The sequence below is a fragment of the Cellulosimicrobium composti genome (assembly GCF_010287905.1).
GTDB classification, from domain to species: Bacteria; Actinomycetota; Actinomycetes; order Actinomycetales; family Cellulomonadaceae; genus Cellulosimicrobium; species Cellulosimicrobium composti.
The window spans coordinates 24,843-48,766 of the sequence record NZ_JAAFAN010000029.1 but is presented as its reverse complement, the minus strand read 5'-3'; the positions used below and the strand labels follow the sequence as shown (position 1 = coordinate 48,766).

20 protein-coding genes and 1 tRNA gene are annotated in these 23,924 nt (G+C 74.9%); 7 read left to right on the top strand and 14 right to left on the bottom strand.

Annotation, left to right across the window (positions count from 1 at the left end):
• Positions 1 to 122: 122 nt before the first annotated feature.
• Positions 123 to 2,744, bottom strand: coding sequence for an ATP-dependent chaperone ClpB (clpB, locus tag GYH36_RS10260; RefSeq protein WP_162289796.1), 2,622 nt, complete (start codon positions 2,742 to 2,744; stop codon positions 123 to 125).
• Between the two features lie 206 nt (positions 2,745 to 2,950).
• Between clpB and GYH36_RS10255 the strand changes: the two genes are divergently transcribed.
• Complete coding sequence (locus GYH36_RS10255) at positions 2,951 to 4,417, top strand: LppM family (lipo)protein (RefSeq protein WP_162289795.1); 1,467 nt, start codon at positions 2,951 to 2,953, stop codon at positions 4,415 to 4,417.
• 98 nt (positions 4,418 to 4,515) lie between these two features.
• Here the strand turns inward: GYH36_RS10255 and GYH36_RS10250 are convergent, their stop codons facing one another.
• Positions 4,516 to 5,163, bottom strand: a complete 648-nt coding sequence (locus tag GYH36_RS10250) for a GntR family transcriptional regulator (protein ID WP_312028589.1) — start codon at positions 5,161 to 5,163, stop codon at positions 4,516 to 4,518.
• Between the two features lie 118 nt (positions 5,164 to 5,281).
• Between GYH36_RS10250 and GYH36_RS10245 the strand changes: the two genes are divergently transcribed.
• Together GYH36_RS10245 and GYH36_RS10240 are read left to right on the top strand one after the other, a co-directional pair.
• On the top strand, positions 5,282 to 6,007 hold the full coding sequence (locus tag GYH36_RS10245) for an alpha/beta fold hydrolase (RefSeq protein ID WP_162289793.1): 726 nt from the start codon (positions 5,282 to 5,284) through the stop codon (positions 6,005 to 6,007).
• A 259-nt stretch (positions 6,008 to 6,266) separates the two neighbouring features.
• Positions 6,267 to 7,349, top strand: a complete 1,083-nt coding sequence (locus GYH36_RS10240; protein WP_155097986.1) for a ThuA domain-containing protein — start codon at positions 6,267 to 6,269, stop codon at positions 7,347 to 7,349.
• Positions 7,350 to 7,435: 86 nt separating this feature from the next.
• Here the strand turns inward: GYH36_RS10240 and GYH36_RS10235 are convergent, their stop codons facing one another.
• Positions 7,436 to 8,767: an enoyl-CoA hydratase/isomerase family protein gene (locus GYH36_RS10235; protein WP_312028588.1), complete on the bottom strand. Its 1,332-nt coding sequence runs from the start codon at positions 8,765 to 8,767 to the stop codon at positions 7,436 to 7,438.
• Between the two features lie 99 nt (positions 8,768 to 8,866).
• Here GYH36_RS10235 and GYH36_RS10230 point away from each other — a divergent pair, with 99 nt between their 5' ends.
• The 3 genes from GYH36_RS10230 to GYH36_RS10220 all read left to right on the top strand — a co-directional run bounded on the left by GYH36_RS10230 (position 8,867) and on the right by GYH36_RS10220 (position 12,186).
• Complete coding sequence (locus GYH36_RS10230) at positions 8,867 to 9,838, top strand: alpha/beta hydrolase (protein ID WP_162289792.1); 972 nt, start codon at positions 8,867 to 8,869, stop codon at positions 9,836 to 9,838.
• A 132-nt stretch (positions 9,839 to 9,970) separates the two neighbouring features.
• Positions 9,971 to 11,605, top strand: a complete 1,635-nt coding sequence (locus tag GYH36_RS10225) for an AlkA N-terminal domain-containing protein (protein ID WP_162289791.1) — start codon at positions 9,971 to 9,973, stop codon at positions 11,603 to 11,605.
• Positions 11,602 to 12,186 carry a methylated-DNA--[protein]-cysteine S-methyltransferase gene (locus GYH36_RS10220; RefSeq protein ID WP_162289790.1) on the top strand — a complete coding sequence of 195 codons (585 nt, stop codon included), beginning with the start codon at positions 11,602 to 11,604 and terminating at the stop codon, positions 12,184 to 12,186. The genes GYH36_RS10225 and GYH36_RS10220 overlap by 4 nt, the downstream gene beginning before the upstream one ends.
• 4 nt (positions 12,187 to 12,190) lie before the next feature.
• On the opposite strand, the gene GYH36_RS10215 is transcribed toward GYH36_RS10220, so the two are convergent.
• The 11 genes from GYH36_RS10215 to GYH36_RS10165 form a co-directional block, all read right to left on the bottom strand.
• Complete coding sequence (locus GYH36_RS10215) at positions 12,191 to 13,183, bottom strand: CAP domain-containing protein (protein ID WP_203231749.1); 993 nt, start codon at positions 13,181 to 13,183, stop codon at positions 12,191 to 12,193.
• A 60-nt stretch (positions 13,184 to 13,243) separates the two neighbouring features.
• Entirely contained in the window at positions 13,244 to 14,227 is a 984-nt protein-coding gene (locus GYH36_RS10210) for a cation diffusion facilitator family transporter (RefSeq protein WP_162289789.1), read from the bottom strand.
• Between the two features lie 63 nt (positions 14,228 to 14,290).
• Entirely contained in the window at positions 14,291 to 14,833 is a 543-nt protein-coding gene (gene mnhG, locus GYH36_RS19690; RefSeq protein ID WP_081772149.1) for a monovalent cation/H(+) antiporter subunit G, read from the bottom strand.
• The gene (locus tag GYH36_RS10200; RefSeq protein WP_051471320.1) at positions 14,833 to 15,240 is read right to left on the bottom strand and encodes an MrpF/PhaF family protein; all 408 of its coding nucleotides are present in this window, start codon (positions 15,238 to 15,240) and stop codon (positions 14,833 to 14,835) included. The genes mnhG and GYH36_RS10200 overlap by 1 nt, the downstream gene beginning before the upstream one ends.
• Positions 15,237 to 15,836, bottom strand: coding sequence for a Na+/H+ antiporter subunit E (locus GYH36_RS10195; RefSeq protein ID WP_024839129.1), 600 nt, complete (start codon positions 15,834 to 15,836; stop codon positions 15,237 to 15,239). Before GYH36_RS10195 ends, GYH36_RS10200 begins: the two co-directional genes overlap by 4 nt.
• Positions 15,833 to 17,422 (bottom strand): Na+/H+ antiporter subunit D, encoded by a 1,590-nt coding sequence (locus GYH36_RS10190; RefSeq protein WP_024839130.1) that lies wholly within the window; start codon positions 17,420 to 17,422, stop codon positions 15,833 to 15,835. The genes GYH36_RS10195 and GYH36_RS10190 overlap by 4 nt, the downstream gene beginning before the upstream one ends.
• Entirely contained in the window at positions 17,419 to 18,006 is a 588-nt protein-coding gene (locus GYH36_RS10185; protein WP_162289788.1) for a Na(+)/H(+) antiporter subunit C, read from the bottom strand. Before GYH36_RS10185 ends, GYH36_RS10190 begins: the two co-directional genes overlap by 4 nt.
• Positions 18,003 to 21,029 (bottom strand): Na+/H+ antiporter subunit A, encoded by a 3,027-nt coding sequence (locus GYH36_RS10180; RefSeq protein ID WP_155097991.1) that lies wholly within the window; start codon positions 21,027 to 21,029, stop codon positions 18,003 to 18,005. Before GYH36_RS10180 ends, GYH36_RS10185 begins: the two co-directional genes overlap by 4 nt.
• 218 nt (positions 21,030 to 21,247) lie before the next feature.
• Entirely contained in the window at positions 21,248 to 22,321 is a 1,074-nt protein-coding gene (locus GYH36_RS10175; protein WP_162289787.1) for a hypothetical protein, read from the bottom strand.
• 65 nt (positions 22,322 to 22,386) lie between these two features.
• Positions 22,387 to 22,962, bottom strand: coding sequence for a dCTP deaminase (gene dcd / locus GYH36_RS10170; protein ID WP_024839134.1), 576 nt, complete (start codon positions 22,960 to 22,962; stop codon positions 22,387 to 22,389).
• Between the two features lie 127 nt (positions 22,963 to 23,089).
• Positions 23,090 to 23,647: a TM2 domain-containing protein gene (locus GYH36_RS10165; RefSeq protein ID WP_162289786.1), complete on the bottom strand. Its 558-nt coding sequence runs from the start codon at positions 23,645 to 23,647 to the stop codon at positions 23,090 to 23,092.
• Between the two features lie 148 nt (positions 23,648 to 23,795).
• On the opposite strand from GYH36_RS10165, the gene GYH36_RS10160 reads away from it, so the two are divergent.
• Positions 23,796 to 23,866 (top strand) — tRNA-Gly (locus tag GYH36_RS10160).
• Positions 23,867 to 23,924 lie beyond the last annotated feature (58 nt).

The following is a 23,924-nucleotide window of genomic DNA, read 5'->3' as shown; positions in this document are numbered from 1 at the left end:
CCCGGCCCGTTTATGCCCCGGGCCGGCGGGCGCCGCCCCGGGGGGGGCGGGGGTGGGGCCGGGGCGGGGGGCGGGCCCGGTCGCCGGCACGGCCCCGTCGCCCGCGTCGCCGGGCCGCGTCGTCAGGCCGTGAGGACCTCGGTCGTCAGGGTCAGCCCCTCGGCCTCGGGGTCGCGGTCCACGGCCACGACGTCGCCGTCGCTCACGTCGCCCGCGAGGAGCATCCGCGCGAGGCGGTCGCCGATCTCGCGCTGCACGAGGCGGCGCAGCGGGCGCGCCCCGTACGCGGGGTCGAAGCCCTCGAGCGCGAGCCACTCGCGGGCGGCGGTCGTCACGTCGAGCGTGATGCGCCGGTCGGCGAGGCGACGTGCGAGGCCGGCCACCTGGATGTCGACGATCCGGCCGAGCTCGTCGAGCGTGAGCGGCTCGAACACGATGACGTCGTCGAGGCGGTTGAGGAACTCGGGCTTGAAGGACGCCCGCACCGTGCTCATGACGGCCTCGCGCTTCGCCGCGTCGTCGAGCATCGGGTCCACGAGGAACTGCGAGCCGAGGTTCGAGGTGAGCACGAGGATGACGTTGCGGAAGTCGACCGTGCGGCCCTGGCCGTCGGTGAGGCGGCCGTCGTCGAGCACCTGCAGCAGGATGTCGAAGACCTCCGGGTGCGCCTTCTCGACCTCGTCGAGCAGCACGACCGAGTACGGCCGGCGCCGCACGGCCTCGGTGAGCTGGCCGCCCTCCTCGTACCCGACGTACCCCGGGGGCGCGCCGACGAGCCGGGCGACCGAGTGCTTCTCCGAGTACTCGGACATGTCGATGCGCACCATGGCGCGCTCGTCGTCGAACAGGAAGTCCGCGAGCGACTTCGCGAGCTCCGTCTTGCCCACGCCCGTGGGGCCGAGGAAGAGGAACGAGCCCGTGGGGCGGTCCGGGTCGGCGACCCCCGCTCGCGAGCGGCGCACGGCGTCGGACACCGAGCGCACCGCGGCCTGCTGGCCGATGAGGCGCTCGCCGATGACGTCCTCCATGTGCAGCAGCTTCTCGCTCTCGCCCTGGAGCATGCGGCCCGCGGGGATGCCGGTCCACGCGGAGACGACCTCCGCGATCTCGTCCGCGCCGACCTTGTCCGCGATCATCGGGGCGGGCTCCTGGCCGGACGCGGCGAGCGCGTCGTCCGCGCGCTCCTCCGCCTCGGCCGCGTCGAGCTCGCGCTGCACCTGCGGGATCTCGCCGTACTGGAGGCGGCCCGCGGTCTCCAGGTCGCCCTCGCGGATCGCGCGCTCGACCTGCACGCGCAGCTCGTCGAGCTTGGCGCGCAGCTCGCCGACGCGGTTGTGCCCGGCCTTCTCGGCCTCCCACCGCGCCGTGAGCGCGGCGAGCTCCTCGCGCCGGTCCGCGAGGTCGGCGCGCAGCTTCTCGAGCCGCTCGAGCGACGCCGGGTCGGTCGACTCCGAGAGCACGACCTCCTCCATCTCCAGGCGCGTCACGGCCCGCTGGAGCTCGTCGATCTCGACCGGGGACGAGTCGAGCTCCATGCGCAGGCGCGACGCCGCCTCGTCGACGAGGTCGATCGCCTTGTCCGGGAGCTGGCGCCCGGTGATGTACCGGTCGGAGAGGGACGCCGCGGCGACGAGCGCCGAGTCGGCGATCGTCACCTTGTGGTGCGCCTCGTACCGCTCCTTGAGGCCGCGCAGGATCGCGACCGTGTCCTCGACCGAGGGCTCGCCCACGAACACCTGCTGGAACCGGCGCTCGAGCGCGGGGTCCTTCTCGATGTACTCGCGGTACTCGTCGAGCGTCGTGGCGCCCACGAGGCGCAGCTCGCCGCGCGCCAGCATCGGCTTGAGCATGTTGCCCGCGTCCATGGCACCCTCGCCGCCGGCGCCCGCGCCGACGACCGTGTGCAGCTCGTCGATGAACGTGACGACCTCGCCGTCGGAGGACTTGATCTCCTCCAGGACGGCCTTGAGGCGCTCCTCGAACTCACCGCGGTACTTGGCGCCCGCGACCATGCTCGCCAGGTCGAGCGACACGAGCCGCTTGCCCTGGAGGGACGTCGGGACGTCGCCCGCGACGATGCGCTGCGCGAGCCCCTCGACGACGGCCGTCTTGCCGACGCCAGGCTCGCCGATGAGCACCGGGTTGTTCTTGGTGCGGCGGCTCAGCACCTGCACGACGCGCCGGATCTCGGCGTCGCGCCCGATGACGGGGTCGAGACGGCCCTCGGCGGCAGCGGCGGTGAGGTCGGTGCCGTACTGCTCGAGCGCCTTGTAGGTGCCCTCGGGGTTGGGGCTCGTCACGCGCGCGCTCCCGCGCACGGCCGGGAGAGCCGAGCGCAGCGCGTCCACCGTGGCGCCTGCCTGCTGGAGGATGGTCGCGGCCTGCGACGACCCCGCCGCGATGCCGAGCAGGAGGTGCTCCGTCGAGACGTACTCGTCCCCGAGCGCCTGTGCCTCCTTGGCGGCGTTGTCGAGGGCGGTGGACGTCGCGCGCGACGCCGTCGGCTGGGCGACCGCGGACCCGCTCGCGGTGGGCAGCGCGACGAGGGCCGCGCGGACCTTCTGCCCGACGGCCTGCTTGTCGGCGCCGACGGCGTCGAGCAGCCCGACGGCGACGCCGCCCTCCTGGGTGAGCAGCGCGGCGAGGAGGTGGGTCGGCTCGAGCTGCGGGTTGCCGGCGGCCGACGCGGTCTGGATCGCCTCGCCGATCGCCTGCTGCGACATGGTCGTGAACTTCGTTTCCATAGGTGCTCCGGTGTGCTGCGCGAAAAGATGGTCTGACCAGTGGAACGACTCCTAAGTTGAGTGTATTCCGCTCAACTTCCCTCGGCACGTCTCCCGCCCTCCAGGGCGCCGCGGGGACCCCGAGGAGCGGATGAACTCCGGCCGCATTCCGTCTCAAATCGGCATCGACCCTCGCCCCGGGCGACGATCCGCGACATGCTGGCCCGGTGAACTCCACACCCTTGCGCAGACGACTCGGCCTCGGCGCCCTCCTCGCCACCCTCGCACTCCTCCTCACGGGGTGCATGCGGATGGACATGGCCATCACCCTCAACGAGGACGACACGTTCGACGGCAGCGTCGTCATGGCGTTCTCGGACGAGCTCGCGCAGTCCCTCGACATGGACCCGCAGGAGATGTGGGACCAGATGGGCTCCGAGATGGAGTCCGACCTGCCCGAGGGCGCGACCCAGGAGCCGTACGCCGAGGACGGCTACACGGGCACCCGGATCGCGTACGCCGACCAGCCGATCGCGCAGCTCGACTCCGGCGCGGCGGACTCGATCTCCGTCACGCGCGAGGGTGACGAGTACGTCGTGAGCGGGTCGATGGACATGACGGACGAGGAGTTCGACCCCGAAACGGGCGACGCCACGAGCGACGAGATGACGCGGCAGATGATGGAGAGCCTCGACATCCGCATCGCCATCACGTTCCCCGGTGAGGTCACCGAGTCGAACGGCGAGATCGACGGCAACACCGTCACCTGGACGCCCGTCGTGGGCGAGACCAACGAGATGACGGCGCGCGGCTCCGCGGTCGCGGGCGGCTCGGCGGGCTCGGGCGACGAGGGCTCCGACGAGGAGACGTCGGACTCCGACGGCGCCGCGGTGCCCGACACCGGCGACGGCTCGGCGGACGCGTCGGACTCCGGCTCGTCGGCCTGGATCTGGCTCGTGCTCGGCGGCGTGGTGCTGCTCGGGATCATCGGCCTCGTGCTGTGGCTCGTGCTCCGCTCGAAGCCCGGCACGCAGGACGGCCAGGCCGCGGGCTTCGCGCAGGGCGGCCAGCCGGGCGCGTACGCCGGCGGCCAGCAGCCGGGGCAGGGCCAGTACCCCGGCCAGCCGGGCCAGTACCCGGGTCAGCAGGGCCAGTACCCCGGCCAGCAGGCCGGCCACCCGGCGCAGCCGGGCGCGTACCCGGGTCAGCCCGGCGCCTACCCCGGCCCGCAGGGACCCCAGCAGGGCCAGTACCCCGGCCAGCAGCAGCCTCAGCACCCCGGACAGCAGCAGCCTCAGTACCCCGGACAGCAGCAGTCCCCGTATCCCGGCCAGCAGCCGGGCCAGTACCCGGGCCCGCAGCAGCCCGGCCAGCCGGGTCCGCAGGGGTACGGGGCACAGCCTCCGGCACCGGGGCAGTACGCGCCCGGGCCGCCGGCCCCGCCCCAGCAGGGCGGGCAGCCGGGTGCGGCGCCGTTCACCCCTCCGGGCGCGCCGCAGCACCCGCAGTCCTCGCCGACGACGCCCCTGCCGGCCCAGCCGGGCGCGACCCAGCCGCTGCCGCCGTACCAGCAGCCGGCCCCGACGCAGCCGCTCCCGCCCCAGCCGGGCGGCGCGGCACCGGACACCGGCGCGCCGGGCGGCCCGGACGACGAGATCGACGACGCGACGCGCCTGCGCCCGCCCTCGGAGTGACTTCCGCGCGGGGCGACACCGCACGCCGGTGACGCCCCGCCGACCGACGCCACGGCGCCGGGCCGCCCCGTACGGGGTCGACCCGGCGCCGTCGTGCGTCAGTCGGCGTCCGGAAGGCTCGACCAGAGCCCGGCGGCGACAGCCGCCGCGCCGTCGGCGTCCCGCGCGGCGCACAGGCGGACGAGCTCGTCGTGGCGTCCGAGGGACCCCTGGGCGTCGGGCGCGGCGAAGCGCAGGCGCTCGGCCCGGCGCAGGACCGGCGTGAACTGCTCGAGCACGGCGACGACCGCCCGGTTCCCGGCCACCTCGACCGGGACGCCGTGGAGGTCGTCGTCGGCGGCGATCGCCGCGTCCACGTCGCCCGTCTCCACGGCCGCGGCGAAGCGGCGTGCGGCGTCGCGCATCGCGTCGAGGTCCGCGTCGGTGAGCAGGGGGACGGCCTGGCGCACGGCGAGCTGGTGCATCGCGGCGACGACGTCGCGCGCCTCGCGCAGCGCGCGCAGGTCGAGCGAGCTGACGACGGTGGACCGCCCCGGACGCGCGACGACGAGGCCGCCGCGCGCGAGCCGCAGCAGGGCCTCGCGCACAGGCGTCCGGCTCACGCCGAGCCAGGCGGCCAGCTCGACGTCGCGCAGCTGCTCCCCCGGTTCGAGGGTGCCGTCGATGATGGCGTCCCGGAGCCGGGTGTAGACGTCGTCGCGCAGGAGCGTGCGACCGACCGCGGGCGAGTGTGGAGGGATGGGCACAGCCCCATTCTTCCTCGCCTCCCGGCCCGCGGTCGCTCGCATGGAATATATTGCATACCGGTGAGGTTGGAGGCGCGTACCGGGATGGCCCCGGACCCGATGGGAAGGGAAGATCGCCATGACCACCACCACGCAGCAGACCGTCGTCCTCGTGCACGGCGCGTTCGCCGACTCCTCGAGCTGGAACGGCTCGATCCCAGCCCTGCAGGCCGCCGGGCACCGCGTGATCGCCGTCGCCAACCCCCTGCGCGGCCTCGAGCACGACGCCGCCTACCTCCGCAGCGTCCTCGCGGGCGTCGACGGGCCCGTCGTCCTCGTCGGGCACTCCTACGGCGGCACGGTCATGACGGTCGCCGCCGAGGGCAACCACCAGGTGACCGCGCTCGTGTACGTCGCGAGCTTCCTCCCCGAGGTCGGCGAGAGCACGGGCGAGCTGGCCGCGAAGTTCCCCGGCGCCGAGCTCGGCGCGGCCCTCGAGGCCGTCCCCGCCCCGACCCCGGACGGCGGCACCGGGGACGACCTCTCCATCCGCCAGGACCGGTTCCGCGAGGTCTTCGCCGCGGACGTCCCGGCCGGCACGGCCGCACTCATGGCGGCCACGCAGCGACCGATCATCGGCCAGGCACTGGCAGACACGGCGAGCGCCGCCGCGTGGCGGACGATCCCGTCGTGGAGCCTCGTCGCGCGCCAGGACCTCGCGATCCCGCTCGAGTCGGAGCGGTTCATGGCCGAGCGCGCCGGGGCCACGACCGTCGAGGTCGACGCGTCCCACGCCGTCTCCGTGTCGCGGCCCGACGCGGTGACGGACGTCGTCCTCGCGGCCGCGCGCGCGACCGCCCGCTGACCGCTCGACGTCGCGTCGCCCGAGGGCCCGGGCGCGGCTCGCACGTCACGTGCGGCCGCGCCAGGGCCGGGGCGCCGCCCGCGGGCGTCCGGGAGCGTCGCCCTCCGAGGCGCCGAGGAGGACGACCATCTGGTCGGGATCTTTTTGTTCAATGGCATTGCCTTTTGCGCGCAGAGCGGGATATCGTCGCCCGAAGCGCCAGGTGCCCCAGGCACCCGACGGCCGGGGGCGTTACCGGTTCACTCAACGAGGAGTCACCATGAAGCATCACGCCTGGCGCCTGGCCACTGGTCTCACCGCAGCAGCGAGCGCACTCGCCGTCGGGGTCGCCGCGATCCCGGCGAGCGCGAGCGACGACGAGTACAAGGTCCTCGTCGTCGGCGAGACCCTGGGCTTCCGCCACTCCCACATCGACGAGACGACCGAGGCGGTCATCGCCATCGGCGAGGAGCGCGGGTTCACCGTCGACGTCTGGGACTCGCGGCAGCCCGAGCTGACGCTCACCTCGACGCCGTTCACGAGCGCCGAGGACCTCGCGCAGTACGCGACGATCGTCTTCGCGTCCCCGGTCGACGGCACGAACAACCAGGACCCGGCGCGCCCGCGCCTGCTCAACGACTCGGAGCTCACGGCCCTCCAGGGCTACATCCGCGACGGCGGCGGGTACGTGGGCCTGCACGCCGCGACCGACACCATGCACGCGGTGCCGTGGTACAGCCAGCTGAGCGGCGGGTCGGCCCGGTTCGCGAGCCACCCGGCCCAGCAGACGGCCACGATGCGGGTCGAGAGCCCCGCGCACCCGTCGACCGAGATGCTGCCCGCGGAGTGGACGCGGTTCGACGAGTGGTACAACTTCACGAGCAACCCGCGTGAGGACGTCCACGTGCTCATCACCCTGGACGAGTCGACCTACAACCCCGGCCGAGACGCCATGGGCGCCGACCACCCGATCGCCTGGTGCCACAACTTCGAGGGCGGGCGGTCCTGGTACGAGGGTGCCGGCCACGTCGACTCGTCGTACTCCGACCCGGTCTTCCTCGCGCACCTCACGGGCGGCATCGAGTGGACGGCCGGCAAGGTGAGCGGCGGCGGTGACTGCGTCACCTTCAAGGAGGTCGACGGCATCGTCACGTCGCTCTCCACGGGCTCGAACCGCGCGGAGAAGCTCGGCGGCGACGTGGCGGACTACCTCGACCGGGCCGAGGCCGCTGCCGACGCGGGCGACCACGCCGGGGCGATCAAGGTCCTCAAGCAGGCCAAGGGCAAGGCGCACGGTCTCCAGGACGACACGCTCGTCGAGAAGATCGCGGACCTGATCGAGTGGCAGCAGGCGCTCGTCTGACCACCGGTCCCTGACACCGACCCGAAGCGGTCACGCCTGCTCGGCGTGGCCGCTTCGGCGTCCTGGCGGGACCGCACCGCGGGCGGTCAGGACTCGACGGTGACCTCGACGACGTCGCCCACGGCGTCGAACCGCACCGCGGGCCAGTAGCCGTCGAGGAAGTGCCCGCCGCACGAGTCCGCGAGGTGGACGATCATGCCGCCGTCGTCGTGCCGTTCGACGAGCTCGACCACGAGGTCGTCGATCAGCTCCGTCAGATCGTCCGGCGTCGGCTCGTCCTCGCTGAACCGCCGCGCCACGGCCTCGACGGCGCGGCGCGCGAGCCGCGGGCTCAGGGCGTCGTCCCACAGCGCCTCCGCGGGCTCGTACGCGAGCGCCGTGGCGCCGACGCCGGGGTCGACCTCGGCGAGCGTCGCGGGCCGCCACGACGGGTCGCGGTCCTTGTCGACCACCTGCGCGCGGATCCCCTCGACGAGGTCGGGCTGGGTGTCGACGAACCACGAGACGAGCCGGTACTCCTGCTCGAGGGCCGAGCGCAGGTCGGGCAGCGTGCGCGCGCTGCGGACCGCGGCGAGCGCCACGGTCACCGCGGTGGGCGACAGGCGTTCGAGCTCGTCCGCCTCGGCGCCCGCGTGCTCGTCCCCGTCCGCGGCGGCCGCCCGCAGGCGCGCCACGACCTCCGGCACCGTGGGCGCCGAGTAGACCGCGTCGATGACGGAGCGGCGCGCGACGAGCCCGGACACGGGCGCGGGCAGCGCGTGGCGGCGCACGACCTCCCGCACGTCCTCGACGTCGAGCGGGTCGACGCCCGCGGCCGCGAGAGCGGCGAGGTCGGCGACGAGCACGGGCAGCCGCTCGCTCGGCACGTAGTGGTCGGCGAGCCCGGCGACGATCGCGTCGGCGGCGTCCATCGTCACGGCGCCGAGCGCGAGCATCTCGCCCAGGCGCCCGGGCGCGCGCGCGAGCAGCCACGACCCGCCGACGTCGGGCGTGAACCCGATCCGCGTCTCGGGCATCGCGACGCGCGACCGCTCCGTGACGACCCGCACCGGCGCGTGCGCGCCGAGGCCCACGCCCCCGCCCATCGTGATGCCGTCCATGATCGTCACGACGGGCACGGGCAGCTCCGCGAGCGCCGCGTCCACGGCGTACTCGCGGCGGAAGTAGCGCCGCGCGTCGGACTGCCGGCCGGCGACGACCGACGCGCGCAGCTCACGGACGTCGCCGCCCGCGCAGAAGCCGCGGTCGCCCGCGCCGTCGAGCAGCACGAGCCGCACCGTCGGGTCGAGGCGCCACGCGTCGAGCACGTCGGCGATCTCGCCGAGCATCGTGTACCCGAGGGCGTTGAGGGCCCGGGGCCGGTCCAGGGTGAGGTGCCCGACGCCGTCATCGACGCGGGCGATGATCTCGCTCGTCACGCGCGCCACGGTACCTCCGCACCCGCCTGTCGGCCCTCCACGGACGCGCCCGTCGTGGGACCCTGGCACGTCGGACGGGTCGGCGGCGAGGAGGCTTCGGTGGACGGGACGCGACGAGCGGGCGGGTGGCGCCCCGACGTGCTGGGCGGCGACTGGGTCGCGCGCGACCTCGACCTGCCGGACGGCGCGGTCGCGACCCTCGTGCGCCGCGAGACGGAGCCCGGCGGGGACCGCCCCGCCGTGCTCTACGTGCACGGCTTCATCGACTATTTCTTCCAGACCCACGTCGCGGAGGCGGTCGAGGCGCGCGGGTACCGGTTCTACGCGCTCGACCTGCGCGGGTACGGGCGCTCGATCGGCAAGGGCTCGGGGGCGCCGTCGCGGCCCGACGACGACCCGAACTTCGTCACCGACCTCGCCGTGTACGCGCAGGATCTCGACGCCGCCGCGCGGGCGGTCCGCGCCGAGGGGCACGAGCGGCTCGTCGTGCTGGGGCACTCGACGGGCGGGCTGGTCGCGAGCCTGTGGGCCGACGCGCGGCCCGGCCGGCTCGCGGCGCTCGTGCTCAACAGCCCGTGGTTCGAGCTCAACAAGCCGTGGGTGTACCGCGGGCCGGTGACGTGGGTGGTCGACGTCGTCGGGCGGGTCGCCCCGCGGTTGGTCGTGGGCGGGCTCGACCCGCACTGGGCGCAGGCCCTGCACTCCAGCACGGGCGGGGAGTGGGACTTCGACCTCGCGTGGAAGCCGCTCGAGGGCTTCCCCGTGCGCGCGGGGTTCCTGCGGACCGTGCGCCGGGCGCACGCGCGCGTGGCCCGCGGGCTGCACGTCGACTGCCCCGTGCTCGTGCTCGCGTCCGCGCGCAGCGGCCCGGCGACGGGCTGGCACCCGGAGCTGCTGACCACCGACAGCGTGCTCGACGTCGGGCACATCACCTCGCGCGCGGCGCGCCTGGGCGACGACGTCACGGTCGTGAGCGTCGAGGGCGGCGCGCACGACCTCGCGCTGTCGCCCGAGCCCGCGCGCTCGACGTACCTGCGCGAGGTGCTCGACTGGCTCGACGCCCGCGTCTGACGGTGGCTCGCGGTGCGGGATCCAGGGGCCCGGCACCCGGGCCGACGACGCACCCACCCGCCGACCGCCGTCGTTCACCGCCGTGTCCGAATCCCGCTAGCCACGGCGTGCCCGGCGGGTGAGGATCGAGTCATGACCACGACGACCACGGCCGCGCGCACGACGCCGCAGACCGCACCGGACCCGGCCCGGGACCCTGCGTTCACCGAGCGCTACCGCGCGATCGCGTCGCGGGACCGCCGGTTCGACGGCCAGTTCATCACCGCCGTGCGCAGCACGGGCATCTACTGCCGCCCGTCGTGCCCGGCGCGCACGCCCCGGCCCGAGAACGTCACGTTCTTCCGCACGTCCGCGGCCGCGCACGAGGCGGGGTACCGCGCGTGCAAGCGCTGCCTCCCCGAGGCCGTGCCTGGCACCCCGTCGTGGGACCTCGGGCACGACCTGTCCGCCCGCGCGATGCGGCTCGTCGCCGACGGGGTCGTGGACCGCGAGGGCGTCGACGGTCTCGCCGCGCGCCTCGGCTACTCCGCCCGCCACGTCCACCGCGTGCTCGTCGCGGAGCTCGGCGCGGGACCGGTCGCGCTCGCGCGCGCCCTGCGGGCCCAGACCGCCCGCGCCCTGCTCACGGGCACCGACCTGCGACTCGCCGACGTCGCGTTCGCGGCGGGCTTCGGGAGCGTGCGGCAGTTCAACGACACGATCACCGAGGTCTTCGACACGACGCCGAGCGAGCTGCGCCGCCGCGCGCGGCCCGACCGCGCGGGCCGCACCGGTCCGGGCGGTCGGGCCGGCACGACCTCCCCGCTCCCGGACGTCCCGGAGACCGGCGGCGCGACGCCGGCGGTCCTCGACCTCACGCTCCCCCTGCGCGAGCCCTACGACGCGCCCGGCGTGTTCGCGTTCCTCGCGGCGCGCGCCGTCGACGGCGTCGAGGTGGCCGACCTCGCGGGGCCCGTGCTCTCCTACGCGCGCACGCTCGCCCTGCCGCACGGGCCGGGCGCGTTCCGCGCGACGTACGGCCCGCCGCCCGGGCGCCCGCGCGGCGCCGCACGGTTCCACGTGGAGCTCGAGCTGACGTCGGTCGCGGACCTGCCCGCGGCGATCGCCCGGGTCCGTCGCCTGTTCGACCTCGACGCCGACCCGGCCGCCGTGGACGCCGCGCTCGTGGCGGACCCCGCGCTCGCCGCGTCCGTGCGCGCCGTGCCCGGGGTCCGGGTGCCGGGCGCGGTCGACGCCGCCGAGATCCTCGTGCGCGCGCTCGTCGGCCAGCAGATCTCCGTCGCCGCCGCGCGCACGCACCTGTCGCGGCTCGCGGCAGCGCTCGGGACGCCGTTCGCCTCCCGGTTCGGTCCGACGCTCCTGTTCCCGACGCCGGCCCGGATCGCCGAGGACGGCGCCGCCCACGTGCGCGGGCCCGCCCGGCGGACCGCGGCGGTCCTCGGCGCCGCGCGCGCCCTCGCCGACGGCACGCTCGCGCTCTCCCCCGCCGACGACCCGGCAGCCCAGCGCGCGGCGCTCGAGGCGCTGCCCGGCGTCGGGCCCTGGACGTCCCGGTACGTCGCGCTGCGCGTCCTGCACGACCCCGACGTCCTGCTCGACGGGGACCTCGCGCTCCGCGCGGGCGCCGCCGCGCTCGGGCTTCCCGACGACCGCCGGGCGCTCACCGCGCACGCCGCGCGCTGGGCGCCGTGGCGCTCGTACGCGGCGATGCACCTGTGGCGCGCCGCCGCCCCCATGACCACCGCCCCCGCGAAGGAGACACCGTGACCACCGCACCCCGCACCGCCGCCCCGGCGACCGACGCGCGCGCAGCCGCCGCCGTCACGACGACGCTCGCCACGCCCGACGGCCCGTTCACGGTCGTCGTCGACCCCGAGGGCACCGTCCTCGCGTCCGGGTGGACGTCCGACCCGGCCGATCTCGTCGCGCTCGTGCACCCCGGGCTGCGGCCCGCGGAGGTGACGTCGGTCGCCGACGACGACCCTGCCGTCGCGACGGCCGCCGCCGCGGTACGCGCCTACTACGCGGGCGACGTGCACGCGATCGACGCCGTGCCCGTGCGGCAGGCGTCCGGGCCGTACCGCGCGCACGCCTGGGACGTGCTGCGGACGGTCGAGCCCGGCGACCCCGTGACGTACACGCGGTACGCCGAGCTGTCCGGCCGCCCCGCGGCGGTGCGCGCCGCCGCGGGCGCGTGCGCGACGAACGCCGCCGCGCTGTTCGTGCCGTGCCACCGCGTGCTGCGCACGGACGGCAGCCTCGGCGGGTTCCGCTACGGCCTCGAGGTCAAGCGCAGCCTGCTCGAGCGCGAGGCGCGCGCCACGGGAGCGCCCGCGCTGCTCGCCTGAGCCGTCATCCCCAGCCGAAGAGCTGCGTCCACGCGCCGTCGGCGTGCCCGACGCCGATCTCCCGCAGGTCGCAGCTGAGGATGTTCGCGCGGTGGCCCGGTGAGTCCATCCACGCCCGCACGACGTCCTCGGCGGTGCGGTACCCCTTCGCGACGTTCTCCGCGCCGGGGTTCGGGTAGCCCTGGGCCTTCGCGCGGTCCCACGGGGACCGCCCGTCGAGGCTCGTGTGGTCCATGTAGTCGTTCGCCGCCATGTCCTCGCTGTGCAGCTGCGCCGCGGCGACGAGCCGGTCGTCCAGGGCGAGCGGGGCGCACCCCGCAGCGGCGCGCTCGGCGTTCGTCAGCGCGACGACGGCGTCGGCCTCGGTGGCCGCGGCGGTCGTCGTCCGCGTCGCACCCGCCCGGGGAGCGGGCCGCTCAGGAGCCGGCGCCGTGCTCGGCGCGGCGTCGTCCGGAGCGTCCGCGGGCTCCGCGGACGGCACGGGGTCGGTCGCGTCCTCGGCGGGCGGGGTCCCGGCCGCGTCGTCCCGCGCGTCGGCGGCGGGGTCGGTGGGGTCGTCGGGCGCGGGGGTCTCGTCGCCGGGCGTCGGAGTCCCGTCCGGCGACGGGACGTCGACCGGGCCCAGCGCATCCTCGTCGCGGCCGTGGGCGAGCGTGCGCGACGCGCGGTCGTCGCGCGGGTCGCGCCCGTCGAGCCACGTCTGCGCGTCGGCCTCGTGCCACGGGAGGGCCGCGACGACCGGCCCGAGCGGACCGACGTGCTCGGGCCGCACCGCACCCGTCATCGTCGCCGCGGTCAGGCCGAGCGGCGGGCCGAGCAGCAGCGCCGCGACGACGCCGCCCGTCACCGCGGCGCGCGGGCCGGAGCGCAGGTGCCGCGCGAACGGCCCACCCGCCCGTCGGGTCGTCGACGTGGGGCGAGCCGGCGCGGCAGCCGCGCCGGACGTGGTCGGGGCGGGCGCTGCGGCCCGGTGCCGGGGCGTGGGCTGCGAGGACATCGCTCGACCCTACCGACCCGGGCGACGGATGTGTACCGCTTCGTCCGATCCGCCCGATGATCAGGAGATCGAGGGTTCCTCCGGCGCCGAGACCGTGAACACCGCGCCGACGATGACCGGCACCGCGGTCGCGCGCCGCTCGAGGTCGTCGAGGCGGCGGGCGACCGACGTCTCCGACTCGTCGCCGCGCAGGTCCACGCTCGCCACGAGGTACAGCGCGCGCGGACCCACGTACTCGAGGCGCAGGTACGTGACCCGATCGACCTCCGGCATGTCGCGGATGCCCTGCAGCACCGCCGCGCGCGTCCCCGGCATCGCGGCCTCGCCGACGAGGAAGCGACGGTTGCGGTCGATGAGGACCACGGACACGACCGCGAGCACGACACCGACGACGATCGAGCCGATCGCGTCCGGGACGGGCGACCCGGTGAGCTGGTGCGCGAGCACCCCGCCGAACGCGACGACGAGGCCGACCAGCGCCGCCGCGTCCTCCGCGTACACCGCGCGCAGCGTCGGGTCGGACGTCACGAGGACGTGGTGCAGCGTGTCCCGGTCCGCGGCTCGCGCCTCGTCGCGGGCCTGGCGGCGCGCGCGGAGGAACGACACGCCCTCCAGGACGAAGGCGACCGCGAGGACCACGTACGCGACGCCGTAGCTGCCGGCCGGCTCGGGGTGGACGAGCTCCTGCACGCCGTGCGTGATCGACACCCCCGCGCCCACGGCGAACAGCCCGATCGCGGCGAACATCGACCACACGTACGCCTCGCGCCCGAACCCCAACGGGTGCGCCGCGTCGGCGGGGCGCCGCGAGCGGCGGTCCGCGACGAGGAGGAACACCTCGTTGCCGGTGTCCGCCCACGAGTGCACCGCCTCGGCGAGCATCGAGGCCGAGCCGGTGATCGTCGCCGCGGCGGTCTTGGCGACCGCGACGAGCGCGTTCGCGACGAACGCGACGACGACGGTGACGGTGCTCTCGCCGCCGTCCTCCGGCTGCGCGACGCGCGGGTTGCGCGACTCCGGCTGCGGCGGGGTGGCGTCGGCCATGCTGCCGGTCTACCAGCACGCCGCACGGCCCGCGCGCGCAACGGCCGCGGCGCGTGCGAGACGTCAGCGCTCGGGGTCTGCCGCGTCGTCGGGCTCGCCCGAGCCGGTGTCGCCGACGACGCCCGGGTCGCCGGCGTCCGCCTCGCCCGGGGTGGCGTCGCCCGTGTCGGCGAGGTCGACGTCGCCACGGGCGCCCGGCTCAGCGGGACCGGCGGGCTGCTCGTGCTCGCCCACGTCCTCGCGCTCGGCCGCTTCCTGGTCGCGCGTCAGCTCGTCGACCACGAGCAGGTCGGTCCGCACCTTCCCGGTCCGGTACCCCGCGCGGCCCACCATGTGCGCGGCCACGGGCGACGTGAGGAGCTGGAAGACGACGACGAGGAAGAGCGTCGCGACGGCGCCCCACGAGCGCAGCCGCAGGCTCAGTCCCGCGAGCACGAGGATGAGCCCGAGCACCTGAGGCTTCGTCGCGGCGTGCATGCGGGCCAGGAGGTCGGGGAAGCGCACGACGCCCACGCCCGCGGCGAACGCAAGGAACGCGCCGCACAGCAGCAGCAGGGCCGAGACGACGTCGGCCACCGTGTCCCACAGGCCGGTGCTCGGGTCCATCAGCGCACCTCCCCCTCGGGAGCCCCGCCGTGGTGCTCCGCGTCCACGGCCGCGTCCCGCTCGCTCTCCTCGGCCTCGCGGCGGGCCGCGTCCTCGGCGGCGATCTCCTCGGCCGTGCGGATGCGCCCCTCGTCCTCGGGCTCGACCGAGGCGAACCGCGCGATCGTCACCGACCCCACGAACCCGACGAGCGAGAGGACGACGAGGATCGGGATGGTGTCCGTGCGCCGCGAGAACGCGGCCTCGAGCGCGATCGCCCCGACGAGCGTCGTCGTGAAGACGTCGAGCGCGATGGTGCGGTCGAGCATCGACGGGCCGCGCTCGGCGCGCACGATCGCGAGCGTCGCCCCGACCGCGAGAAGCAAAGCGCACGCCACGACGATGACGAGGTACACGGTGTCGGTCATGCCTCGGCCGCCTCTCGCGCGGGCTCGACGTGGTACAGCCCCGCCGCGCGCAGCTCGTCGTTCGACGCGAGCGCGCGCAGCACGCGCGCCTCGAGCGCGAGCGTGTCCTGCCGGACCTGCTCGACCCCGCCCGCCGTCTCGACGTCGAGCACGTGCAGGTAGAGCATGCCCGTGAGGCGGTGCGCCTCGACGACGATCGACCCGGGCACGAGCGACGAGAGCTCGGCCGTGATGGTGAGGTAGATGTCCGACGGGTTCCGCAGCCGGACGCCCACGACCGCCCCGCGCGGCGTGTGCCGCGGGTTGAGCGCGAGCAGGCTCACCTGGAACGAGGCGACCACGAGGTCGGACACGAAGCGCCCGACGAGCACGAGGAACGGCCACGGCCGGAGCTTGCCCCGCGCCGCGATCGACGGCAGCGGGAAGAACGTGATGACCGCGGAGCCGATGACCACGCCCGCGAGGACGTTGCCCCACGACAGGTCGCCCCAGAGCATGACCCAGACGGCGGTGAGCCACAGGATGGTGCGCCACTGCGTCGTGACGCGCGCGAACCACCCGGACGCGAGGGCGCGACGGCGGCGGTGCAGGCTCATCCGTCCTCACCTCCCGTGACGGGCTCGGTGCCGGTCTCGTCCTCCGCGACCTCGTTCGACTCGCCCTGCCCCCGGTCGGAGTCACCCGGGAAGACCGCGTCCACGTACGTGTGGCCGTCGAGCAGCGTCGTGGCCGCGCGCTCGGTGTACGCGTAGAGCGGGCCCGCCACCACGGTGAGGGCGAGGCCGAACGCGACGAGCGCCGTCGCCGGCCCGACCATGCCGCGCGGGAGCCGCGCGTCGGCCGGGATCTCGACGGGCGCCGTCTGCCAGAACGCCTTGTTCCACGCCTTGACGATCGCGTAGAGCGTCAGCAGGGACGTGACGACCGAGCCGACGACCAGCGCCCACGTCAGCGGCGTGCCCTGCGCGACGCCCTCCTCGAGCAGACCGACCTTGCCGAGGAACCCGGACAGCGGCGGGATGCCCGCGAGGTTCATCGCGGGGATGAAGAACAGGATCGCGAGGCCCGGCGCGAGCCTGGCGAGACCGCCCAGCCGGTCGAGCGACGTCGACCCGCCGCGGCGCTCCACGAGGCCGACGACGAGGAACAGCGTCGTCTGGACCGTGATGTGGTGCACCACGTAGAAGATGGCGGCGGCCATGCCGGGCTCCGACGCGAGCGCGATGCCGAAGATCATGTAGCCGATGTGGCTCACGAGCGTGAACGACAGCAGACGCTTGATGTCGTTCTGCGCGACGGCGCCGAGGATCCCGACGACCATGGTCAGCAGCGCGAGCCACATGAGGACGTCGTCGACCACGCTGCCCTCGGGGAAGAGCAGCGTCTGCGTGCGGATGATCGCGTAGACGCCGACCTTGGTGAGCAGGCCCGCGAACACGGCCGTGACGGGTGCGGGCGCCGTCGGGTAGGAGTCGGGCAGCCACGCGGACAGCGGGAAGATGGCCGCCTTGATGCCGAACGCGAGCAGCAGCAGGAGCTGGATCGTCAGCGCCATGCCGGGCTCGATCTCGGCGTAGCGCTCCGAGAGCTGCGCGAGGTTGACCGTGCCCGTCGCCGCGTAGGTCAGCGCGATCGCGACGAGGAAGACGATCGAGGACAGCAGCGCGACGACGACGTAGATCGACCCGGCGCGGATGCGCTCGCCCGTGCCGCCGAGCGTGAGGAGCACGTAGCTCGCCGCGAGGAAGATCTCGAACCCGACGTAGAGGTTGAACAGGTCGCCCGAGAGGAACGCGTTGAACACGCCCGCCGCGAGCACCATGAACGTCGGGTGGTAGATCGCGACCGGCGCCTCCTCGTCGCCGTCCGCGACGCCCTGCGCGAGCGAGTAGAGCAGGACGCACAGCATGACGAAGCTCGACACGACGAGCATGAGCGCCGACAGCCGGTCCGCGACCAGGTCGATGCCGACCGGCGCGGCCCACCCGCCGACGTCCACGACGATCGGCCCGGAGTCGGCCGCGACCAGCAGGCCGACGGCCGCCGCGAGCACGAGCGCGAGCGCTGCGACGGTGATGAGCCGCTGCGCGCGCGGGTGCCGCCACAGCGCGAGCGCGAGGCCCGCCGCGACGAGCGGGAGGACGACGGGCAGCGGGACGAGGGCCGCGGCGGTGAGGGTCATCGCGGCTCCTTCCCGTCGCGCGGTCGTCGGTCGTCAGGTCGTGCGTCGGGTGCCGGTGCGCCGGCGGGACCGTCCGCGGTCGCGTCCGGTTCCTGACCGTCGGTGACCCCGTCGCCGTCGCCGTCCGTCTCGTCGCGGACCTCGGCGGCCTCGTCGTCCAGGCTCGCGCCGCTCTCCTCCGTGTCCGCGTCCTCGAACGCCGGGGCGTTGCGCGCGGCGTGCCGCGCGACGCGGCGGTCCTCCAGGTCGTCCTGCACCTCGTCGTGGCCGTGGAGCTGCCACGACCGGTACGCCATCGCGAGCACGAACGCCGTGATCCCGAGCGTGATGACGATGGCGGTGAGGACCATGGCCTGGACCAGGGGGTCGCTCATCTCCCCCTCGGGCGTCTCCCCGATGATCGGCGCCCCGCCCGCGCGGCCGCCGGCGACGAGGAAGAGCAGGTTCGCGCCGTTGCCCATGAGGATGAACCCCAGCAGCACGCGCGTGAGGCTGCGCTCGAGCAGCAGGTAGACGCCCGCGGCGAAGAGCACGCCGATCGCGAGGACCAGGACGACGCTCGGGGTCGTGTCGATGACGCTCACCGGCGGCCACCCCCGATCGCGTCGGGCTCCATGGCCTCGAACGGCCCCGTGTCCTCGCCCGGCTCGCGGCCGGCCGCGGCGCGCTCGGCGTGCCGGTCGATCTCCGCCCCGAGGGTGCGCAGGATGTCGAGGACGAGCCCGACGACGACGAGGAACACGCCCACGTCGAAGAACAGCGACGTGACGAGGTGGATCTCGCCGACGAGCGGGAGCGCGATGTCGTACGCGTCGCTGCCGAGCACGTTGCCGGTGAGGAGGAACGCGACGAGGCCCACGCCCGCGGACAGGAACAGGCCCGTGCCCAGGAGCAGACCGGGGTGCACAGGTGCCGCCTCCCCGAGCTCGTACCGCCCGCCCGCGAGGTAGCGCACGATGAGCGCGATGCCCACCACGAGCCCGGCCGCGAAGCCGCCGCCGGGGGCGTTGTGCCCGGAGAACAGCAGGAAGAGCGCGAACACGATCATCGCGTGGAACAGCACGCGCGTGACGACCTCGAAGATCACCGAGCGTCTCTGCGGTGCGAGCGTGCGCCCGGCGCTCAGCCACACGAGCATGCGCGGCTGGTCCTGCTCCGTGACGCCGCGACGGCGCAGCGCCGCCCCCGGGTCCTCGCCCTCGCTCCACACGCCGGACCCCGCGGCCGTCGTCACGGGCCGCGCGCCCGAGGCCCGCAGGATCTCGCCGCTGCGCGTGCGCAGGAACACGAGCGACGCGACGCCCGTCGCGGCCGCGAGCAGCACGGAGATCTCGCCCATCGTGTCCCACGCACGGATGTCCACGAGGGTCACGTTGACGATGTTCTTGCCGTGGCCGTACTCGTACGCCTCGGCCGGGAAGTCGACGGAGATCGGCGTCGCGACGCGCGCGAGCGGCGCGACGACGGCGAAGCCCATCATGACGACGGCGACCGCGAGGCCCACGCCGAGCCGCACCCACCGGCTCGCGGCGAGCGGCCGGTTCGAGAAGTACGCGGGCAGGCGGCGCAGCACGAGGACCATGACGACGAGCGTGATGGTCTCGACGAGGACCTGGGTGAGCGCGAGGTCGGGCGCGCCGTGCAGGAGGAAGAGCACGGCGTTGCCGTACCCCGCGATGCCGACGAGGATCACGGCCTTGAGCCGCCGGCGCGAGCGCGCGGCGAGCACCGACGCGACGCAGATCGCGGCGACCGCGACGAGCTGCGCGGGGCGGTCCCAGGCCTTGAGCTGCTCGGGCCACGCCGTCTGCGCGACCATGACCGCGCCGGGCCCGAGCACGAGGACCACGAGGATCGCGCCGAGGTAGAACGGGAGCGAGCCACGCTGCGTGACGGCGGTGACGTCGGCAGCGGCGTCGTCGAGCTTGCGCATGATGCGGCGGTAGGTGACGTCCGCCTCGGGCCCCGTCCACAGCGACGCCTGGAACCGCTCGACCCGCGCGCGCTGCCAGAACAGCGCGACGCCCACGACGAGCACGAGGACGGTCAGCGCGAGCGCGGGCGTGAGACCGGCCCACAGCACGAGGTGGCCGGGCTCGCCGACCGGGTACGTGTCGGCGTACGGCGCGAGGAGCTCCTCGCCGAAGTGCGGCACGAGGGCCGTCGCGAGCCCGAGGACCGCGAGCACCACGGCCGGGCCGACGAGCAGGAACGGCTGGCGGTGGATGCGCGCCGGGTCGATCGGCGGCTCCTCGGCCTCGACCACCGGGCGGCGGGCGACCACCGCCCGCAGGTCCTGGTGCGCGTTGGCGCGCGCGGGAGGTGCGCCGAGGTGCGGCTTCGACGCGAACGCGCCCCACCAGAAGCGCAGGCCGTACGCGACGGTGAACATGGACCCCACGACGACGGACCACAGGACCACCGTGTCGACCCAGACCGGGCCCTCGCCGTGCAGGAGGGACTCGAGGCCCGCCTCCTTCGCGACGTACCCCGCGAACGGGGGCAGGCCGATCATCGACGCCGTCGCGAGCCCGCCCGCGACCGCCGTCCACGGCAGCGCCCGGCCCACGCCCGTGAGGCGGCGCAGGTCGCGCGTCCCGGCCGCGGCGTCGACCACGCCGACCACGAGGAACAGCGACGCCTTGAACATGGCGTGCGCGCCGATCATCGCGAGGCCGGCGAGCGCGGCCCCGCGCGTGCCCAGGCCCACGAGCAGGATGATGAGGCCGAGCTGGCTCACGGTGCCGAACGCGAGGACGAGCTTGAGGTCGTACTGGCGCAGCGCGCGGTAGCCGCCCACGAGGAGCGTGCCCGCGCCGAGCGCGATGACCAGCGACCGCCACACCGTCGTCTCGGAGTACGCCGGGGCGAAGCGCGCGACGAGGTAGACGCCGGCCTTGACCATCGCGGCCGCGTGCAGGTACGCGCTCACCGGCGTCGGGGCGGCCATCGCCGCGGGCAGCCAGAAGTGCAGCGGGATGAGCGCGGACTTGCTCGCCGCGCCCACGAGGAGGCACACGATCGCGGCCGTCACCGCGCCGCCCGCGGGCGGGTCCGCGACGATCTCCGAGACCCGGAACGTGCCGCCCTGGACCCCGAGCACCACGACCCCGACGAGCATCGCGAGGCCGCCCGCCGTCGTCACGACGATGGCCTGCATGGCCGCGCGGCGGCTCGCCTTGCGGTCCGCGTAGTGCCCGATGAGGAGGTAGGAGAAGACGGTCGTGAGCTCCCAGAAGACGAACAGGAGCAGCATGTCGTCCGCGGTGACGAGGCCGACCATCGCGCCCGCGAAGGCCGTCAGCACGCCGCCGAACCGGCGCAGGCCCTGCGCCGTGGGCGAGAAGTACGCCGAGCAGTAGACGAGGACGAGCGCGCCGACCCCGCCGACCAGCAGGAGCATGAGCCACGACAGGGTGTCCATGCGGAACGCGAGCTCGAGCCCCAGGCCCGGCACCCACTCGACGACCTGGGTCGGGTGCTCGCCGTCCATGACGCGCTCGGTCCAGGCCAGCGCGTACGCCGCGGCCGACGCCGGTGCGAGCGCCATCACGAGGAACGCCCGGCGACCGAGGAGCGAGACGAGTGCGGGCGCGCCCAGTGCCATCACGAGATGGGCAACGAGCACGTAGAGCACGGGCCGCTCCGTCCGGGTCGGGGGCGGGTGGGCGAGTTCCTGCTGGACTTGTCATCGTCGCACCCCGAGGGACCCCGGGGCACGACAGCGCACGGCGCCGGCGAGACCGGGCCGAGAACCATTTTACCGACTGCTCAGCCGTGCCCCGGTCCCCCTGCCCGGACCGTGACCGATTCCTCAGTCCGTCGTCACAGATCCTCGGGGTCGACGAGGAAGTCCGCCTCGTCGGCGATCTCGCCGCCGACCGCGTCGTAGAGCGTGCGCGCGACCTGCGCGACGACCTGCGCCGCGCGCTTGCGCGCGACCTGGTGCTCGAACGACGGCTGCTCGCGCTGCGACTCCACGAGGTCGTGCGGCTCCCACCGCACGCGGTAGCTCACCGCGCCGTCCGCCGTCCACGGCAGGCCGCGCAGCAGGAGCGGCAGCGCCTCCTCGCCGCCGACCTCGACCGCCACGAGGCCGTCCATGCCGAGGTCGAGCAGCAGCCCGTACCCGTCGAGGACGGCGCCCGTCGTCAGGGCCTTGATGTCCACGTCGTCCGCGGCGGCGTGGATCGCGCGGCGCAGAGCGGGGTCCATCTTCTCGCCGGGGTAGAGCGGGAGCTCCGCGATGCCCTTCGGCGGGCCGCCGTACGACTTCCCCTCGGTCGCGAGCCGCGTGCGGGGGTGCAGCCGGGCCACGAGCGCGAGCGCCGCGTTCGGGTCCAGCCACACGTCCGAGTACAGCGTCATGTCGACCGCGACGCCCGGGTCCGGGGTCAGGACGACGCCCGGCGCCGCCGGGTTGCCGACGTCGGTGCGCACCGACCCGCCGAGCCGGCGCGCGGCCGCGACGAGGAACGCGACGACACGCTCCTCCTCGCGCACGGGCAGCCCGCCCGGGAACGCGCGCCCGACGCCGTCGCGGTCGCCACCGCCGGGGTACGGGACGTCGCCGCGCTCGCGCGGGCACACGACGTCGAACACGAGCGTCGTGCCCGGCGGCAGCCCCGCACCGGTCGCGGCGTACGGGCCCGTGAGGACCGTGTGGCGGGACGTGCGCAGCACGCCCGGCTCCCCGGCGCCCGCGGTGCGCGCGGGCGGGACGAGCGGCTCGGTCCCCTCGGGCGCGACGTCCCAGCGCGCCCCCGCGAAGCGCGAGAGCGCGAGCGTCTCGACCTCGTCCACGAGGACGTCGGCCGGGAGCCCCAGGAGGTGACGCGCCTGGTACTGCTGCGCGGCGCCGGACCCGTCCGGGTGCGGCAGGGTCGGGAGCGGGCTCATGCGGTGCGGTCCTCCGGTCCTGGGGGTCGGCGGGGTCGTCCGGCGTCCGACGCGACGCGCGGCGCTCAGACCTCGGTGCGGTGGAAGCTCTGCCACGACCGGGACGCCGTCGGGCCGCGCTGGCCCTGGTAGCGCGAACCGTAGACGCTCGACCCGTAGGGGTTCTCCGCGGGCGAGGAGAGACGGAAGAAGCAGAGCTGCCCGATCTTCATGCCCGGCCACAGCGTGATGGGCAGGGTCGCGACGTTGCTCAGCTCGAGCGTCACGTGCCCGGAGAAGCCCGGGTCGATGAAGCCCGCCGTGGAGTGCGTGAGGAGGCCCAGGCGGCCGAGGCTCGACTTGCCCTCGAGGCGCGCCGCGACATCGTCGGGCAGCGTCACCGTCTCGTACGTGGACCCGAGGACGAACTCGCCCGGGTGCAGCACGAACGGCTCCGCGGGGTCCACCTCGACGAGCCGCGTGAGGTCCGGCTGGTCCTGCGACGGGTCGATGAACGGGTACTTGTGGTTGTCGAACAGCCGGAAGAACCGGTCGAGGCGCACGTCGATGCTCGACGGCTGGAGCATCGACGGGTCGTACGGCTCGAGCTGGACGCGGCCGGCGTCGAGCTCGGCCCGGATGTCGCGGTCGGAGAGCAGCACGGGCCCACGCTAGCCGACGCCGGCGCTCCCCCGGACCGGCCTCCGGAGCGTGGTCGCGCGACGCCCGGGCGGGGCCGCGCGTCGGCCCGGACGGCTCGACGACGCGCGACCCCGGTCCCGCCGGAGGTCAGGCGCGCAGCGGGCGGCCCGTCGAGTCGACGGAGTAGTAGCCGGACTTCGAGGTCAGGTAGAGGATGCCCTCCACGAGGCCCCAGATCCCGACGATCGGCGCGAGGAAGCCGAGCGACAGCACCGAGACGAGGAGCATCGCCAGGCCGATGCCGGTGTAGCCCAGGTAGAACCGGTGGATGCCGAGGCTGCCCACGAGGATGCCGAGCAGACCGGCGGCGAGGCGGGACTTCGCCTGCGGGTCGTACGCGGGGTCCACGCCGGGCTGGCCGTACGGGCCGGGCTGGCCGTACGGGCCGGGCTGGCCGTAGCCCGGCTGCGCGTACCCCTGCTGCGGGTAGCCCTGCGCGGGCGTGCCGTACGCCGCGCCCTGCGGCGCCTCGCCGTAGCCCGGCTGCGGGCCCGGGGTCCCGTACGGCTGCTGGCCGTACGCCTCCCCGTACGGGGCCTGCTGCGGGTCGGGGCCCGGCGCGGCGCCCGACGCCGGTGCGGCGTCCCCGGAGGCCGGGTAGCCCTGCGACGGGTCGGGCTGCTGCTGGTACGGGTTCTCGGACAAGGCGGCTCCTCGGGCGGCGCGCCGCGGTGGCGCGGACGGGACGTGGGTCGGGTTCTGGCGTCACCGGCGACGTCCGCTATGATCGGGGCGCGCGCTGGTTCGCCGAGGATCCTCCCAGAGGCTCCGGGGCGGACGCCACCAGCGCCACGCGGGTGTAGTTCAATGGTAGAACTTCAGCTTCCCAAGCTGACAGCGCGGGTTCGATTCCCGTCACCCGCTCAGCAAGCGAGAGCCCCGCACCGGTCCGGTGCGGGGCTCTCGCCGTCCGTGGTGGCCT

Coding starts and splice junctions, on each gene's coding strand:
- GYH36_RS10245 (WP_162289793.1), top strand. CDS start 5,282: ATGACCACCACCACGCAGCAGACCGTCGTCCTCGTGCACGGCGCGTTC.
- GYH36_RS10175 (WP_162289787.1), bottom strand. CDS start 22,321: ATGAGCCCGCTCCCGACCCTGCCGCACCCGGACGGGTCCGGCGCCGCG.
- GYH36_RS10215 (WP_203231749.1), bottom strand. CDS start 13,183: ATGTCCTCGCAGCCCACGCCCCGGCACCGGGCCGCAGCGCCCGCCCCG.
- GYH36_RS10200 (WP_051471320.1), bottom strand. CDS start 15,240: ATGACCGACACCGTGTACCTCGTCATCGTCGTGGCGTGCGCTTTGCTT.
- mnhG (WP_081772149.1), bottom strand. CDS start 14,833: ATGGACCCGAGCACCGGCCTGTGGGACACGGTGGCCGACGTCGTCTCG.
- GYH36_RS10195 (WP_024839129.1), bottom strand. CDS start 15,836: ATGAGCCTGCACCGCCGCCGTCGCGCCCTCGCGTCCGGGTGGTTCGCG.
- GYH36_RS10190 (WP_024839130.1), bottom strand. CDS start 17,422: ATGACCCTCACCGCCGCGGCCCTCGTCCCGCTGCCCGTCGTCCTCCCG.
- GYH36_RS10180 (WP_155097991.1), bottom strand. CDS start 21,029: ATGGCACTGGGCGCGCCCGCACTCGTCTCGCTCCTCGGTCGCCGGGCG.
- GYH36_RS10225 (WP_162289791.1), top strand. CDS start 9,971: ATGACCACGACGACCACGGCCGCGCGCACGACGCCGCAGACCGCACCG.
- GYH36_RS10210 (WP_162289789.1), bottom strand. CDS start 14,227: ATGGCCGACGCCACCCCGCCGCAGCCGGAGTCGCGCAACCCGCGCGTC.
- clpB (WP_162289796.1), bottom strand. CDS start 2,744: ATGGAAACGAAGTTCACGACCATGTCGCAGCAGGCGATCGGCGAGGCG.
- GYH36_RS10240 (WP_155097986.1), top strand. CDS start 6,267: ATGAAGCATCACGCCTGGCGCCTGGCCACTGGTCTCACCGCAGCAGCG.